Source organism: Micromonospora coriariae, from assembly GCF_900091455.1.
Taxonomy (GTDB): domain Bacteria; phylum Actinomycetota; class Actinomycetes; order Mycobacteriales; family Micromonosporaceae; genus Micromonospora; species Micromonospora coriariae.
In genome coordinates, this window is sequence record NZ_LT607412.1 from 2,261,587 (window position 1) to 2,277,004 (window position 15,418).

Sequence of the window (15,418 nt, forward strand, 5' to 3'; positions counted from 1 at the left end):
CGACCGCTCTCGACCCCGCCGTCGCACCGGCGGTCCGGATGTCCAACGTAACGCGCCGTCCGCGTTTCGGGTTTCGCGGGCGGCAATCCGCTCCGGCGCGGCGGTCTGTTCCCGCCCCGCCGCGCTCGGCACTGCCGGACGGCGCCACCGTACACCGTGGGTAGGGCTCGAAGCGGGTCACTGTGACGATGGCGGACCGTCGGCCGAGGTCCGACCCGCCCGTTTTCCGCCCGGATCAACCCGCCGGCTGTCCGGCACCAGACACCCGCTGCCTCCCGCCGAACCGCGTCGATCATGGCCTTGTGGTGGCGTTTTGACCCCGGACGAGCAATACGTCCACCAGCGCACCTTCATGATCGACCCGGGTGCGGGGCTAGGGAAGGGGTGGCCAGGCTTCGGTGGGCGCTGTGCGCGGGGGGTCGCCGACCAGCTCCGCGAGCCGGGCCAGGGGGCGGCGGCCGGTGATCCGGTAAGCCGGGCCGCCATCGGCCGGGCCCAGCAGCGTGCCGGCGAGCCCGACGGCGGCGAGCGCCGTGCCGACCGGGCCCCAGCACTCCTGGTCGTCGGCCCCGAGCCGGAGCAGGAAGCTGTCGGGCGGCTCCGGCGTCCCGGCGGCGGCGAGCCACAGCCGCAGCCGCCGGCCGGTCAGGTGAAAGGTGGCCGGCGGGCGTTTCGTCGGGCCGTGCAGCCAGGCGACCGCGAGCGGCTTCAGGACCCGGGTGTACGAGGTACGGACGGCGTGTCGCGCGTCCCCGGTCGGCTCCCAGCTCGCCGCCAGCCCGCGCAGCGCCAACTCCGCGACCAGCACGTGCACCCGCCAGGCGGCGTCCACGTGCACCGAGAGGCGGGCGGTGCCGCCCATCCGCACCATCTCGCCCGGCCCGGCGAGCAGCCCGGCCAGGTCGGCGACCGTCGGTTCGGCCGCCTCCGCGCCGAAGAAGACCAGCTGGCGCCCCGTGTCGTCGGTCTGCGCCGGCCCGGAGGGCGGCCCGCTCGACCCCTGTCGGGTCGGGCCGCTCCGCCGTCGCGTTGGCTCGGCAGCCGGCGGGTCCGGCTCGGGCGCCGGGAACAGCGCCGGGGGCGGCTGCGCCGCTCCGGTGTCGCCGAGCCCGCTCAGCGACACTCCGGCACCTCGTCGAAGGCTTGTTTCAGCTCCTCGGAGTTGAGCCGGCTGGTGTCCAGCGCGCTGGCGTCGTACTCCTTGTTGAGGGTGTCCACCGCGGCCCGCACGCCGTCGTAGAAGACGGTCGGCTCGCCGGTGCCCAACTTGTCGATGGTGTCCCGGGCCCGGCCGTAGGCGTCCCGCATCTTTCCCAGGGAGCTGCGGAAACCGGCGGAGATGGCCTCGCCGTTGTCCGTCTCCGGGACGCCGGCCTGCTCCACCTTGCGGCGCGCGGTCTCGCTGGCCTGCTCCGCCCCACCGAAGAGCCGCACCAGGTTCTCCTTGGCCTGCGCCGGCGTGGTCTGCGCGGTCATCTGCTCATCCGTGCTGCTGGTCAACTTGCTGATCTCGGAGCGCCACGGGGTGAGCGCACCGCAGACCGTGGCCGCCCAGGCCCGTGGGCTGGGCCCGCCACCGCAGCCGGAGAGGACGACGACGAGCGTGGCCAGGACCACCGTGAGCTTTCCGGCGGCAGACGCCTGGCACGTACGCATGCGTTGCAGCGTACGACCTCCGCCCAGGCGTGGCACCGGTCAGACGGCCCCGGAGGAGGAACGGACGGTCCCCGGCCGGCGTGGCACGCCGACCGGGGACCCGGTGCCGAGGATGGTCAGGCGTTGACCGTCTCCGGCCGGTGGTCCGTGCTGCCCGCACCGGTGTCGGAGTCGTCCATCGCGATGCCCTTGCGCTTGCTGAACACCACCGACGCCACGATGATCAGCGTGGCCACCACCGCGATGGCCACCCGCACGGGGGTGTTCCGGTCGTCGCCGATGCTGAACGCCACCACGGCCGGCGCGATCAGCAGCGAGACCAGGTTCATCACCTTGAGCAGCGGGTTGATGGCCGGGCCGGCGGTGTCCTTGAACGGGTCACCGACGGTGTCGCCGATGACCGTCGCGGAGTGCGCCTCGGAGCCCTTGCCCCCGTACGCGCCGTCCTCCACCAGCTTCTTGGCGTTGTCCCAGGCACCACCGGAGTTGGCCAGGAAGACAGCCATCAGCGTGCCGGCCCCGATCGCCCCGGCCAGGTACGCCGCGAGCGCGCCGGGCCCGAGGCCGAAGCCGACCGCGATCGGCGCCAGGATGGCGAGCAGGCCCGGGGTCATCAGCTCGCGCTGTGCGTCCCGGGTGCAGATGTCCACGACCTTGCCGTACTCCGGGCGCTGCGTGCGGTCCATGATGCCGGGCAGCTCACGGAACTGCCGGCGAACCTCCATCACGACGGCACCCGCCGAGCGGGACACCGCGTTGATGGCCAGCCCGGAGAAGAGGAACACCACCGCCGCACCGATGATCAGGCCGACCAGGTTGCGCGGGTTGGCCACGTTCAGCGAGTTGAGGATCTCCGTCCCGACGTCGCCCACACCAGCGTCCGCGTACGCGCTGCGCAGCGAGTCGGTGTACGAGCCGAACAGCGCGGTCGCGGCGAGCACCGCGGTGGCGATCGCGATGCCCTTGGTGATCGCCTTGGTGGTGTTGCCGACCGCGTCCAGCTCGGTCAGTGTGCGAGCGCCGTGCTCGTCGATGTCACCGGACATCTCGGCGATGCCCTGGGCGTTGTCGGAGATCGGCCCGAAGGTGTCCATCGCGACGATCACGCCGACCGTGGTGAGCAGGCCGGTACCGGCCAGCGCCACCGCGAACAGCGACAGCGTGATGGAACTGCCGCCGAGCAGGAACGCGCCGAAGACGCCGGCCCCGATCAGCAGTGCCGAGTAGACCGCGGACTCCAGGCCGATGCTGATGCCGGCCAGGATCACGGTGGCCGCACCGGTCTGCGAGCTCTTGCCGATGTCCTGCACCGGGCGCCGGTTGGTCTCGGTGAAGTAGCCGGTCAGTGCCTGGATCGCGGCGGCCAGCACGATGCCGATCACCACCGCGCCGATGGCCACCAGCCGCGGGTTGCGGTCGACGTCGGTGAGCCCACCCTCGAACTCGGCGAAGGTCGCCGGCAGGTAGGCGTAGGCGGCGATCGCCACCAGCACCGCGGAGAGCACCGCCGAGATGTAGAAGGCCCGGTTGATCGCGGTCAGGGCGTTGCGGTCGGACGAGCGCAGCCGGGTGATGAAGACGCCGAAGATCGCGACCAGCACGCCGATGGTGGAGATGATCAGCGGGAAGACCAGGCCGTCCTCGCCGAACGCGGCGCGACCGAGGATCAGGGCGGCGACCAGCGTGACCGCGTACGACTCGAACAGGTCGGCGGCCATGCCGGCGCAGTCACCGACGTTGTCGCCCACGTTGTCGGCGATGGTGGCGGCGTTGCGCGGGTCGTCCTCCGGGATGCCCTGCTCGACCTTGCCGACCAGGTCGGCGCCGACGTCAGCGGCCTTGGTGAAGATGCCGCCGCCGACCCGCATGAACATGGCGAGCAGCGCGGCGCCGAAGCCGAAGCCCTCCAGCACGGTCGGCGCGTCGCCCCGGTAGACCAGGACGACAAGCGCGGCGCCGAACAGGCCGAGGCCGACGGTGAGGAAGCCCACCACGCCACCGGTGCGGAAGGCGATCTTCATGGCGGCCTCGCGGCCACCCTGTCGCTCCCGGGCGGCGGCGGCCACGCGCAGGTTGGCGCGGGTGGCCAGCCACATGCCGGCACCACCGATGGACGCGCTGAACAGGGCGCCCACCACGAAGAAGAGCGAGCGGCCGAACTTCACAGCGGTCTCGCTGCCGTCGGTGTCGTGCACCGGCAGCAGGAAGAGCAGCACCACGGCGATGACAACGAAGATCGCCAGAGTGCGGAATTGGCGGAGCAGGTAGGCAGAGGCGCCCTCCTGGACCGCCCCCGAGATCTCCTGCATGTTGGTGGTGCCCTTGCCGGCTGCCAGCACCGCCTTTGTCAGGGCGGCGGCGAAGACGAGCGCCACCAGCGCGATTACCGCAGCGATGACGACGTACGTGACATTGCTTCCGGTAAGGGAAAGCCCGCCGCCGTCGGCGGCCAAGGTCTCGGACATCTGTGTCCTCCTGTTACCGAACACTCGCGCCGGTGAGTGGAGACGCACCGACCGGCGCCTGAACGCGGACTCGCAAGCGCGCGCCAACCCACCCCAGCGGACCAGCGATGACCACCCATTCCCGCTGGCTGCGGGATGGATCACTTGCTGACAACCCGGGTACTGTAGCCCTCCGGAGTGTTGGAGGTCACACCGAGGTGGCACCGTGTCTCGATGATCTTCGTCGCTGTGTTATGAAACGAAATCTGATATAGGGCCCGGTCCATGACAAGGAGGCCGCACCCCGGCGGGGATACGGCCTGCGGAAAGAACAGAACGAACGGGTCAGCGGCCGACCGGCCACACCATCCGCACCTCGGTGCCGACGCCCTCGTCGACCGGACGCACCTGAAGGTCCTCGACGAAGCCGGCGAGCAGGGCGAAACCGACCCCGGTGGTCAGCGCCTCATCGGTGAGCGACTCGTTGGCCAGCTCGTCCGGCGGCAGCGCGGCCAGCCCGATGCCGGCCTCGATCGGCGCCCGGTCCACCACCCGCACCGCGTACGACCCCGCGTCGGACATCTCCACCAGCACCGGGTCGGCCAGGCCGTACTGGCGGTGCAGGGCCACCGCCCGGGTACACGCCTCGCCGATGGCCAGGCGCACCTCGTCCAGCAGATCCTCACGGACCCCCGCGCGCCGGGCGACGGCGACGCCGACCAGCCGGGCGGTACGCACGTGCACCGGCGCCGGGGAGAAGGAGAGCTTGACTGTCGCCATCACGCGCCGGCACCGGTCGGTTCCGCGCCGACCGCCGCGTCGACCGTGGGGTGCAGCGGGAACACCTGGTCCAGCGCGGTGATCCGGAAGATCTTGAGCAGTGGCTCCTTGTCGCAGACCAGGGCGAACGAGCCACCGGCCGTGCGGAGCCGCTTGAGCGCGCCGACCAGCACGCCCAGCCCGGTGGAGTCGAGGAAGTCCACCCGGCCGAGGTCGACCACCACGTGCCGGGCGCCGCTGTCGATCAGTTCGAGGAGCCGTTCGCGGAGCCGGGGCGCGGTGTAGACGTCCACCTCACCGCCGACCTCGAGCACCGTGTGCTCGCCCACGGTGCGGGTCGCCAGCGACAGCTCCATCGGTCCTCCTCGCCAGAGCCGTAAACTCTCCTGGGCATCTAACCACTACCGCTGGGCCACCCTGCGGTCGCCAACGGAAGCTCCCCCTTACCCCCCGGCCCGACTTTTCATCTCCGAACACCAGTGCGAGAGTGCAGGGCGTGTCGTCCGCAGCCACCGTATCCGCAGATCCCGGCCCCGAGCCATCGCCGGTCGACCTGCTGCGCCGGCTGCGCGCCCGGAGCGCCGGCGACCCGGTCACCCACGTCGAAAGGGTGCCGGCCCGCGCCGGGGTGCCCGCACCGTGGCCGTCGTGGGCACCCGCGGAGCTGCGCGAGGCGTTCGCCCGCCGCGGCGTGGTCGCGCCCTGGCGGCACCAGGCCGAGGCGGCCACCCTGGCGTACGACGGCGGCCACGTCGTGGTCGCCACCGGCACCGCGTCCGGCAAGTCCCTGGCGTACCAGCTTCCGTCGCTGGCCACGCTGCTCGCCGACCCCCGGGCCACCGTGCTCTACCTGGCGCCCACCAAGGCGCTCGCCGCCGACCAGCTGCGGGCCGTGGCCGGGCTGGAGCTGGAGGGGGTACGCCCGGCCTGCTACGACGGGGACACTCCGCGCGCCGAGCGGGAGTGGATCCGCCGGCACTCCCGGTTCGTGCTGACCAACCCGGACATGCTGCACCACGGCATCCTCCCCGGGCACGCCCAGTGGTCGGGCTTCCTGCGCCGGCTGGCGTACGTGGTGATCGACGAGTGCCACACCTACCGGGGGGTGTTCGGCTCACACGTCGCGCACGTGCTGCGCCGGCTACGCCGGCAGTGCGCCCGGTTCGGGGCCACCCCGGTGTTCGTGCTCGCCTCGGCGACCTCCGGTGACCCGGCGACCGCGGCCGGACGGCTGACCGGCCTGCCGGTGACGGCGGTCACCGAGGACGCCTCGCCGCGCGGCGGGGTGACCTTCGCGCTCTGGGAGCCGCCGCTGCTGCCACCCGAATCGTCAGCGGCCTCCTCCCCGGCGCCCGCCCAGGCGGCGGGCGGGCACGACGACGTGCCGGACCTCATCCAGGTCCGCCGATCGGCGCTGCGGGAGACCGCGGACCTGCTCGCCGACACGGTCGCCGAGGGGGTACGCACGCTCGCGTTCGTCCGGTCCCGCAAGGGCGCCGAGGTGGTGGCGGCCAGCGCGCGCCGGGCGTTGGACGAGGCGGTGCCGGGGCTCGGCAAGCGGGTGGCCGCCTACCGGGGCGGCTACCTGCGTGAGGAGCGGCGTGAGCTGGAGCGGGCGCTGCTGCACGGTGACCTGCTCGGCCTGGCCTCCACCAACGCGCTCGAACTGGGCGTGGACCTGATCGGCCTGGACGCGGTGCTGATCTGCGGATATCCCGGCACCCGGGCGTCGCTCTGGCAGCAGGCGGGCCGCGCCGGGCGCTCCGGACAGGAGGCCCTCGCCGTGCTGGTGGCCCGGGACGATCCGCTGGACACCTATCTGGTCCACCACCCGGAGGCGATCTTCGGGGCGCCGGTCGAGGCGACGGTGCTCGACCCGGCCAACCCGTACGTGCTGGCCCCGCAGCTCGCCTGCGCCGCGGCCGAGGCCCCGCTGACCCCGGCCGACCTGACGCTCTTCGGTGACGGGGCGAAGGAGGCGATCGACGAGCTGGTGGCGGCCGGGGCGCTGCGGCAGCGGCCCACCGGCTGGTACTGGCGGCACCGGGAGCGCCCCGAGGTGGACCTGCGCGGCGAGGGCGGCGCCCCGGTCTGCGTGGTGGAGTCGGCCACCGGCCGCCTGCTGGGCACGGTCGACGGCGGCTCCTCGCACTTCCTGCTCCACCCCGGCGCGGTCTACCTGCACCAGGGCGTCTCGTACGTGGTGGACGAGCTCGACCTCGCCGACGGCTGCGCGCTGGTGCACACCGAGGAGCCGGACTGGTCCACCCACGCCCGGGACGTCACCGACCTGTCCGTGGTGTCGGTGCGCTCCTACGTGGACGCCGGGCCGGTCGGCATGTTCCTCGGCGAGGTGGATGTGACCAGCCAGGTGGTGTCGTACCAGCGACGCCGGATCGCCACCGGCGAGGTGATCGACACCCGGCCGCTCGACCTGCCCACCCGGGAGCTGCGCACGGTGGCGGTCTGGTTCACCCTGTCGCCGCAGTCACTGGCCGCAGCCGGTGTGCAGGCCCCGGACGTGCCGGGTGCGCTGCACGCGGCCGAGCACGCCGCGATCGGCCTGCTGCCGCTGATGGCCACCTGCGACCGGTGGGACATCGGCGGGCTCTCCACGGCGGTGCACCCCGACACCGAGGCACCGACCGTCTTCGTCTACGACGGGCACCCGGGCGGCGCGGGCTTCGCCGAGCGGGCGTACGGGACGGCTTCGGCGTGGCTGCGGGCCACCCGGGACGCGATCGCGGAGTGCGGCTGCGAGACGGGCTGCCCGTCCTGCGTGCAGTCCCCGAAGTGCGGCAACGGCAACAGCCCGCTCTCCAAGCCGGACGCGATCCGGGTGCTCGACGTGGTGCTGGCGAATCTGCCCTCCTGAGCCACCTTGCATGATCCCGAGCGGAACGGGGCACAATGATGGGAGCGCTTCCATCGATGTCTGACTTTCCCCCCGTCCGTGCCCAAGGAGGAGCCGTGGCCGACACCATCGCCGAGACCGTCGACCTGCTCTACACCATTGACCAGGAGAGACTCACCCTCGACCAGCAGATCGCGCTCGGATCCGCGCTGGCCGCGCTGGCCCAGGCGGAACGGCTGGAGCAGATCAACGAGCGGCTGCAGGGCATCCACCAGGTCCTCAACGGCTGGGCCCTGCGCGTCACAGTCGACGGCCGCTGACCTCCGGGACGCGGGCCGGCGGCGGTCGCCGTGCTGTGCGAGACTCCGGCGCACAATCCCCCTGAGGAGACCAGATGCAGCTCGACAACTTGCAGACCCTGCAGCAGTTCCACATCCGCCAGCGGCTGCGGATGATGGTCAACCAGTACGAGGTCCGGGCGGTCGCGCCGGACGGCACCGAGGGTGAACTGCTGGCCTTCGCACAGCAGAAGCGGCTCGCCTTCAAGGAGCAGGTGACGATCTACACCGACGACTCCAAGCAGCAGCCCCTGCTCGGCTTCAAGGCCCGCCAGCGCATCGACCTGGGCGCCACGTACGACGTGACCGACGCGGCCGGCATCCCGATCGGCCTGTTCCGCAAGGACTTCGCCCAGTCGCTGCTCCGCTCCACCTGGCACGTCGAGCAGGCCGGGCTGCCGCAGGTGACGGGCCAGGAGCGCAGCATGCCGGTCGCGCTGCTGCGCCGGTTCGTCGACTCGCTGTCCTGGCTGCCGTACCACTTCGACTTCACCGCCGGAGGCCAGCCCGTCTTCTCGGTCGTGAAGAAGTGGGGCCTGCGCGACAAGTACATCGTCGAGGTGCAGAACCCGCAGATCGACCGCCGCCTGGTCATCGCCATGGCCGTCGCTCTCGACGCGCTCCAGGCCCGCTGACGCACCCCGGCTCACCGAGCCACCCACCTTTCACCCGCTGGCCGGGACACGGGCCCATCGGTCCACGTCCCGGCCAGTTGGCTGTCGGGCTCCCGGCCGGCGGGTGCCGGCGGCCGGCTGCGTTGGCGGCCGAGTGCGGGGCGGCCGACTGCCTGGCGGCTCCTTTGGACCTGATGTCGTATACGCATCGCGGCTGATGTCGTCACCGGCTCAGCTCCACAGTGTCTTTCCGGCCACGCTCGCCGGAGCCCAGTCCGGTGCGTGGTCCGACCGCCGGTCGAGTCCTGGCCGTGGTCGATAGGGCCGAGGCCGCATACGATCAGCCGCGTACCGGGCCGGCGCGGGCCATCGACGCCACGACCCGGGTCAGACCAGGCAGTGGCGTGATCGCCACCTCGACGGTCACCAGCACATCCAGCCCGTCGGACCGACAGTCGACCAGCCGGCCACCGTTGCGCCCGGCGATGTCCGCGGCGGACGCGCACGCCGCCGCGTCGCCGTCGAGCACCCTGGCCGCCCCCGCCAGCGCACCCAGGTCGGCCGCCACCGCCGCCCGTTGCGCCGCCATTCCGGCCGCGGCGACGGCGGCGCCGAACGTCCCCACCAGCACGAAGACCAGACCCATCGCGAGCAGGAGCACGGTTGCTCCACCTCGCTCAGAGTCCGTCCGCTCGGCGTCGGGCCTCTCCCCGTGCGGCCACTCGGTCTCTGGTGGTTCGGGGTGCGGCCGCTCGAGGTGCGGCCGGTCATGGCGGAGGTGCGCCTGGCCCGGCCTGGTCTGGTGCTCGGGCATCCCTGGGCACCGGTTCATCGGCTGCCCTCGGTGGCCCCGGGTTCCACGGCCGCGACGGCGGTGGCGACCACGGTGATCCGCGGGAGGCGACCGCCCAACGCGCGTACCGGCGCTCGGACCGTCGCCTGCGCCCGGTCACCGTCGATCGACACCGACACCTCCGCTCCCGGTGGCGCCGCACGCAGACCGTCGGCGCTGCCGTCCGCGCCCCGGGCGGCGGCAAGCGCCGCCTCCCGGGCCGCGTGCAGGCAGCTCGCCCGGGTGCTGACCGCGTTGACCGCGGTCAGGCCGGTGAGCAGGAGCAGGAGCAGCGCCGGCAGGCCGGCCGCCAGTTCGGCGGTGAACGACCCCCGGTCCCCACCGACTACCCGGTCGACGACACGGGATTCCCGTCGGCCGCCGGCCGTCCACCCGGTGGTGCCGGACCGCCGACAGCGGCCGGTCCGCCGGCGCCCGATCACTTGAGCGCCCGGTCGATCACGGCGGTCAACGCCGACTGGACGTTGCCGGAGGTCAACACCTTCAACAGGATCCCCGCGAAGGCGACGGCGGCGAGGGTGCCGACGGCGTACTCGGCGGTGTTCATCCCGGCGTCGCCGCGCAGGCGGGCGATGAGTTTGCGCATGCTGTTCCTTTCTCGATGGGTCAGAGCACGTCGCCGAGAACGGCGACGATCACCGGCACCAGGCCGGCGAGAATGAACGCCGGTAGGAAGCAGAGCCCCAGCGGCAGAACGATGAGCACGCCAGCCCGGCGGGCCGACGCCTCGGCGGCGGTGGCCCGGTCGGCGCGCAGGTCGTCGGCGAGCCGGGTCAGCGCACCGGCCAGGGCGGCCCCGCTGTTGGCCGAGCGGAACGCGGCCGCGGTCAACCGCTCCCCGCCCGGCACCCCGTCCAGCGCGGACCACGCCTCGGCCGGTCCGCCGCCGAGCAGCAGGGTGCGGCCGACCCGGGCCAGCCGGCTGGCGAGCGGGCCGTCCAATGCCTCGGCGACGGCAAGCACGGAGCGGTCCACCGGAGCGCCGGCCCGCATCGCCGCCGCGAGCAGGTCGGCGGCGAGGGGCAGATCCGCGGCCTCTCGAAGCCGCCTCTTGCGGGCGGCCGGCGATTCGATTCGCCGCAGCAGCAGGTCCAGGAGGAACGCGGTCGGGACCGCGCCGAGCAGCCCGAACCAGCCTCCGACGACCACGGCCACGGCGAGCCCGCCCAGACCTGCGGCGAGCCGGATCGCGTCCGGCCGTCGGTGGCCGTCCGTTGCGTCCACTCCCGGGCTGACCGACGAGCCGGTCCGCCCTGTCCAGTTGGAGCCCGCCACCGTCCGGGACATCAGCCGGCCCGCCCTGGCGTCGCGCCCAGTCGTTCGGCCCAGAGCAGGCCGATGACCTGCAGGACGACCGCGAGGACAGCACAGACCCCGCCGACCGTGCTGTGCAGGAGCACCGCCACGGGATCCACGCCGATCCCGTAACCGAGCCCGATGCCGCCGATCGGCAGGGCCGCGAGCAACCAGGCCGTGGCCCGCGCACCGGCCGCCTGTGCCGCAGCGGCGGACAGCCCTCGGTCGGTCGCCCGGGCGTCCGCCTCGATCCGCTCGACGAGTTCCGCCAGCGGCGCGCCGGTCCGGTCCGCCAGCCGCACCGCCGCCGAGGTCAGCTGGGCAAGTCGGTCCAGGCCGTCCGGTCCACTGACGGTGGGGATCTCGATGGCCGGCGGAACGGGCAGGCCCGCCCTGAGATCCGCCGCGAGACCGCAGAGCTGGTCCAACCCGCGCCGCCGGATCCGCTCAGCGTGCCGGTTCGCCCGCCAGCGCAGCAGAGCGCGCATGGCCAGGGTGCCGTAGCCGCCCACCGCGACCGCGGCCACCGGACCGGCGACGGCGGCACCGACGCCGGCCCCGACCAGGCCGACCAGCAGCAGGCGTACCGACGATCGCGGGGCGCGCACCGAGGAGTCTGTGGCTCGCGCTCCGCGAGGCCCACCGGCGGTCGGGATCATCGGATCGACCGCTCCGTTTCCGCCGCTGTCGACGTCCCCGCGGCCGTCGGCCGTCGCCACGCCTGACGCATCAGCCCGGTCCAGCACGTCCGCTTCGATCACGCGCGCGGAGACAGGCATGGCTGCCCGCCGTTCGGCGTCCGGGGCGATGGCCACCGGCCCTGCGGTGCCAGCCGGGCCACGGGGGTCGCGCCGAGTCGGCGGACGTGCCGGACCTGCGGGTCGCGTGGACCCGACTGACCCGCCCGCCACTCTGGGCCAGGGCTGGCCGACGTTGACGCCCCTGGTGGACCACCCGACCAGCGTCCGCCCGCCGCCGAAGCTCGGGGCCACGGGCGGCTGGTGGCCCGAGGAAGGCAGACTGCCGAGCCCATCGGGCGGAGCGTCCAGCCCGCGACCGAGCCCTCTGATCCATTCCACAAGCGCCTCATCCGGATCAGCACCGACGTTCTCAGCTACCTTTGGCGCCAGCACCCGACGGCGGCGGGCCCGGATGCTCCGCACGGGCCAGGCCACCAGGACTGCGGCCGCCAGCAGCAGCGCCGCCACCAGCAGCGCCCCGCCGGTCATGCCGGGCCTGCCGATCCCGGCCACGGCTCGCTGAGGATCGGCGGCACCGCCACGCCACGGTCTCGCAGCAGCGCGCCCAGCGCACGGGCGGCGAGCCCGAGCCCACGACCGCGGACCCAGGCGGGCACCACGGACACCACCCGGTCGGGCCCCTCAGGGAGCAGCAGGCAGATCGACTCCAGAACGCGGCCGCGCTCACCACGTCGTACCTGAAGCAGCACCTGCAACGCGGCGGCCACCTGGGCGTGCAGCGCGGCGCGGGGCAGCCCACCCAGCATGCCGAGCGCCTCGAGTCGGGCCGGCACGTCGGACGGGGTGTTGGCGTGGAGCGTGCCCGCGCCTCCGTCGTGGCCGGTGTTCAGCGCGGCCAGCAGGTCGACCACCTCACCGCCCCGGCACTCCCCGACCACCAGCCGGTCCGGGCGCATCCGCAACGCCTGCCGGACCAGGTCGCCGAGGCTGACCACGCCCGTTCCCTCGACATTGGCGGTACGCGCCTGGAGGCCCACCACGTGCGGATGCCCCGGGTGCAGCTCGGCGGCGTCCTCCACCAGCACGATCCGCTCGGTCGCCGGGACCAACCCGAGCAGCGTGTTGAGCAGCGTCGTCTTGCCCGACCCGGTGCCGCCGGTGACCAGGTACGCCAGCCGGGCCGCGACGACGGCGGCGAGCAGTGGTGCCACCGGTCGCGGCACGGTCCCCTGGCGCACCAACTCGTCGAGGGTGAACGGTCGGTGCCGGAAGGTCCGCAGGGACAGGTAGGGGCCCTCGGTCGCCACCGGAGGCAGCACGGCGTGCAGCCGGGTGCCGTCGGGGAGCCGCGCGTCCGCGTACGGGGAGCCGTCGTCGAGCCGCCGCCCGGCGCTGGCGATCAGTCGCTGCGCCAGCCGGCGGACATCCTCCACCGAGCCCACCGGCACGGCGACCTGGTGCAACCCCGAACCTCGGTCGACCCAGACCCGGGTGCCATTGACCAGTACGTCGGTCACCTCCGGGTCGGCCAACAGCGACGCCAGTGGCCCGGCGCCGACGAGGTCGTCGTGGACCCGGTCGGCGATCCGCAGCACGGCGGTGTCACCGAGCACCGCGGTGGTGGGCTCGGCCCGAACCGCCGAGACGATCGCCGCCGGGGTGACCGGGGTGGTGTCGGCGGCGATCCGTTGCCGCACCCGGGCGGCGAGTGTGCGCTCCTCCGGCCGGCCGGTCATGCCGCACCCGTCGCGGGCACGCCGGTGAGGTCGGCGACGATCCGCTGGCAGAGCGTGGCCAACGGTCCCTTGCCGGCGGCGGCCGGCGCCTCGCCCCGTTCCAGGCCGCGGCAGAGCCCCGGCTCGGGCCGCAGCGTGCCGGCGAGGGGAAGACCGAGTGCACGCGCCACCTCGGTCGCCCGTAGGTGGCCGGGTGCGGGGCCGCGCACCACCACCGAGAGCGCGGCGCAGTGCGGGGCGGCGGCGGCCACCACCCGCGCGGCGGCCGCCGTGGCACGCAACTCGGCCGGGACGACGACGAACGCCTGATCGGCCGCCTGCAAGGCGATCACGGCGGCGTCGTCCAACTGCCGAGGGAGGTCGACGACCACGAAGTCCCGACCGCGCCGAGCGGCGTCGACGGTGGCGGCCATCGCCGCCGCGGGCAGGGCCAGCAGGTCGCCGCGGTCCCACGAGAGCACCACCAGGTCGCCCCGGCTGGGCAGCGCCCGGACCAGCGCGGGGGCGTCGACCCGCCCGTCCGCTCCGGTGAGCGACGGCCAGCGCATCCCGTCCAGTTGCTCCCAGCCCAGGACGAGGTCGAGGCCACCCCCGAGCGGATCGGCGTCGACGAGCAGGGTGCGCAGCCGCGCCCGGGCGGCGGTGACGGCGAGCCCGCCGGCGAGCACGCTCGCCCCGGCGCCGCCCCGGCCACCGAGCAGCGCGACGATCCGGGCGCCGGAGCCGTCCGGCCGGTCCGGGCCCTGCTCGGCGAACCGATCCACAAGCCACGGCTCCGCGGCGGGCAGCGTGGCGACGTGCTCGGCACCGATCAGCTCGGCGATCTGCCAACCGGGGTCGAGCTGGCCGGTCCGGCCGACCAGCACCAGCCCGGGTCGCTGCGGCAGCCGGGCCCGCAGGCACGGCTGCGCCTGATCGGCGCCGAGCAGTACCAGCGGTGCGGGAAGCCAGCGGGTGCGGGCGGCGGCCGGGTCGGCGGCGAGCTCCACCTCGGTGCCGCCGGCGGCAGCGAGCCGGAGCAGGTCGTCGAGCAGGTCGCCGTCCTCCGTGACGACCAGCGGTAGCCGGCGGATCGGCGGTACGGAGGTACGGGGTGGCATCGCGGCCTCCAGCGGTCGGGCTCGGTTGTGCAGCCGACCCTGCTCGGAATCCGCCCCACAAACCGCCCCGGCCAAGCTGCCTGTGGACAACACCGCGGGCTGTGGACAACGCCCCGGCGAGACAGTTGATCTGCTACGTGCGCGGCCTGCCCGACCGACGCTCCGCGACTCTCACCACGGCTTGCGTCGTGTGCGCGCGAGGATCGCCGCACGGCGGGGCGGCCGGCGGGGCCGGTGGGTGACACGCCCGCCCGGCTGCACGGATGGGCCGCTCCGGTGTCTCAGGCTTGGGCGGTGACAGAACCCGTTCGCGAACCAGCGAGATCAGTGGCCTTCGGCCTGGAGCGCACACCCGTGCGGCTCGTCGCCTTCAGTGATGCGGTCTTCGCGATTTCCATCACCCTGCTGGTACTGGAGATCCATTCACCGACGGACACCCGGCACCTGGCCCAAGGGCTCGCTGCCTTGTGGCCGTCCTATCTGGCCTACGCCCTCACCTTTCTTCTCATCGGGCAGGTGTGGGCCAACCACCACGTCATGTTCGACCACCTCCGCGCCGTCGACCGGGTGGTCCTGTTGCTCAACACGCTGCTGCTGATGACCATCGCGTTCCTACCGTTCGCCGCGTCCGTGCTGGCCGCCGCGTTCCGCGACGGACATGGGCAACGGGCCGCCGTGGTGTTCTACGGGATCGCGCTCGGAGTGGCAGCTTCGCTGTTCAACGGGATCTGGGCGTACGCGCGCCGTGATCGCCGGCTGCTGGGCACCGTGGATCCGGCCGGTGCGAGAGCCATCAGCAGGCGGTTCCGGATCGCGCCCTTCTGGATCGCCGCCGGAGTTGTGCTGGGCGCCCTGGTCCCCGTCCTCGGCGTCGCCGTGATCACCGCGTTGATCCCCTTCTACTGGCTGCCGATCGCGGGTGAGATCGCCCGGCCGAAGCGCCGGCGCGGCGCCCGCGGTCGGGAGTGACCCGTCGGAGGGGAGCGGCGCTGTTCGTCCGGAGACTTTGCGGCTGGGTCGTCACCTCGGATCATCGGCCGGCAGCG

General features: G+C 73.4%; 15 protein-coding genes and 1 pseudogene. 4 read left to right on the top strand and 12 right to left on the bottom strand.

The annotated features are described in order from the left end of the window. Positions 1-373: 373 nt before the first annotated feature. The 5 genes from GA0070607_RS10570 to GA0070607_RS10590 form a co-directional block, all read right to left on the bottom strand. Positions 374-1,123: a hypothetical protein gene (locus GA0070607_RS10570; protein WP_089018047.1), complete on the bottom strand. Its 750-nt coding sequence runs from the start codon at positions 1,121-1,123 to the stop codon at positions 374-376. Then, complete coding sequence (locus tag GA0070607_RS10575; protein ID WP_089018048.1) at positions 1,114-1,656, bottom strand: nucleoside/nucleotide kinase family protein; 543 nt, start codon at positions 1,654-1,656, stop codon at positions 1,114-1,116. The genes GA0070607_RS10570 and GA0070607_RS10575 overlap by 10 nt, the downstream gene beginning before the upstream one ends. A 116-nt stretch (positions 1,657-1,772) precedes the next feature. Further along, positions 1,773-4,121 (bottom strand): sodium-translocating pyrophosphatase, encoded by a 2,349-nt coding sequence (locus GA0070607_RS10580; RefSeq protein ID WP_089018049.1) that lies wholly within the window; start codon positions 4,119-4,121, stop codon positions 1,773-1,775. Positions 4,122-4,445: 324 nt separating this feature from the next. Further along, the gene (locus tag GA0070607_RS10585) at positions 4,446-4,883 is read right to left on the bottom strand and encodes an ATP-binding protein (RefSeq protein WP_089018050.1); all 438 of its coding nucleotides are present in this window, start codon (positions 4,881-4,883) and stop codon (positions 4,446-4,448) included. Beyond that, positions 4,880-5,236 carry an STAS domain-containing protein gene (locus GA0070607_RS10590; protein ID WP_089018051.1) on the bottom strand — a complete coding sequence of 119 codons (357 nt, stop codon included), beginning with the start codon at positions 5,234-5,236 and terminating at the stop codon, positions 4,880-4,882. The genes GA0070607_RS10585 and GA0070607_RS10590 overlap by 4 nt, the downstream gene beginning before the upstream one ends. 140 nt (positions 5,237-5,376) lie before the next feature. On the opposite strand from GA0070607_RS10590, the gene GA0070607_RS10595 reads away from it, so the two are divergent. The 3 genes from GA0070607_RS10595 to GA0070607_RS10605 all read left to right on the top strand — a co-directional run bounded on the left by GA0070607_RS10595 (position 5,377) and on the right by GA0070607_RS10605 (position 8,707). Continuing rightward, positions 5,377-7,755 carry a DEAD/DEAH box helicase gene (locus GA0070607_RS10595; RefSeq protein ID WP_089021774.1) on the top strand — a complete coding sequence of 793 codons (2,379 nt, stop codon included), beginning with the start codon at positions 5,377-5,379 and terminating at the stop codon, positions 7,753-7,755. 95 nt (positions 7,756-7,850) lie between these two features. Then, the gene (locus tag GA0070607_RS10600) at positions 7,851-8,054 is read left to right on the top strand and encodes a hypothetical protein (RefSeq protein ID WP_089018052.1); all 204 of its coding nucleotides are present in this window, start codon (positions 7,851-7,853) and stop codon (positions 8,052-8,054) included. Between the two features lie 74 nt (positions 8,055-8,128). After that, the gene (locus GA0070607_RS10605) at positions 8,129-8,707 is read left to right on the top strand and encodes an LURP-one-related/scramblase family protein (protein WP_089018053.1); all 579 of its coding nucleotides are present in this window, start codon (positions 8,129-8,131) and stop codon (positions 8,705-8,707) included. A gap of 319 nt (positions 8,708-9,026) precedes the next feature. Here the strand turns inward: GA0070607_RS10605 and GA0070607_RS34105 are convergent, their stop codons facing one another. The 7 genes and pseudogenes from GA0070607_RS34105 to ssd form a co-directional block, all read right to left on the bottom strand. Continuing rightward, on the bottom strand, positions 9,027-9,500 hold the full coding sequence (locus tag GA0070607_RS34105) for an Rv3654c family TadE-like protein (protein WP_089018054.1): 474 nt from the start codon (positions 9,498-9,500) through the stop codon (positions 9,027-9,029). A 14-nt stretch (positions 9,501-9,514) separates the two neighbouring features. Next, the gene (locus GA0070607_RS10615; protein WP_269458420.1) at positions 9,515-9,961 is read right to left on the bottom strand and encodes a TadE family type IV pilus minor pilin; all 447 of its coding nucleotides are present in this window, start codon (positions 9,959-9,961) and stop codon (positions 9,515-9,517) included. Next, positions 9,958-10,125 (bottom strand): DUF4244 domain-containing protein, encoded by a 168-nt coding sequence (locus GA0070607_RS10620; RefSeq protein ID WP_081883916.1) that lies wholly within the window; start codon positions 10,123-10,125, stop codon positions 9,958-9,960. Before GA0070607_RS10620 ends, GA0070607_RS10615 begins: the two co-directional genes overlap by 4 nt. Positions 10,126-10,145: 20 nt before the next feature. After that, a complete protein-coding gene (locus GA0070607_RS10625; protein WP_231930940.1) occupies positions 10,146-10,826 on the bottom strand; it encodes a type II secretion system F family protein in 681 nt (226 codons plus the stop codon). Continuing rightward, positions 10,826-11,719 (bottom strand): annotated as a pseudogene (locus GA0070607_RS10630) (type II secretion system F family protein); the annotation flags it as partial. The pseudogene GA0070607_RS10630 and the gene GA0070607_RS10625, both read right to left, overlap by 1 nt. 341 nt (positions 11,720-12,060) lie before the next feature. Continuing rightward, entirely contained in the window at positions 12,061-13,272 is a 1,212-nt protein-coding gene (locus GA0070607_RS10635; RefSeq protein WP_089018055.1) for a TadA family conjugal transfer-associated ATPase, read from the bottom strand. Next, positions 13,269-14,372, bottom strand: a complete 1,104-nt coding sequence (gene ssd / locus GA0070607_RS10640; protein WP_089018056.1) for a septum site-determining protein Ssd — start codon at positions 14,370-14,372, stop codon at positions 13,269-13,271. Before ssd ends, GA0070607_RS10635 begins: the two co-directional genes overlap by 4 nt. Positions 14,373-14,666: 294 nt before the next feature. Here ssd and GA0070607_RS10645 point away from each other — a divergent pair, with 294 nt between their 5' ends. Beyond that, positions 14,667-15,341, top strand: a complete 675-nt coding sequence (locus GA0070607_RS10645) for a TMEM175 family protein (protein ID WP_231930941.1) — start codon at positions 14,667-14,669, stop codon at positions 15,339-15,341. Positions 15,342-15,418 lie beyond the last annotated feature (77 nt).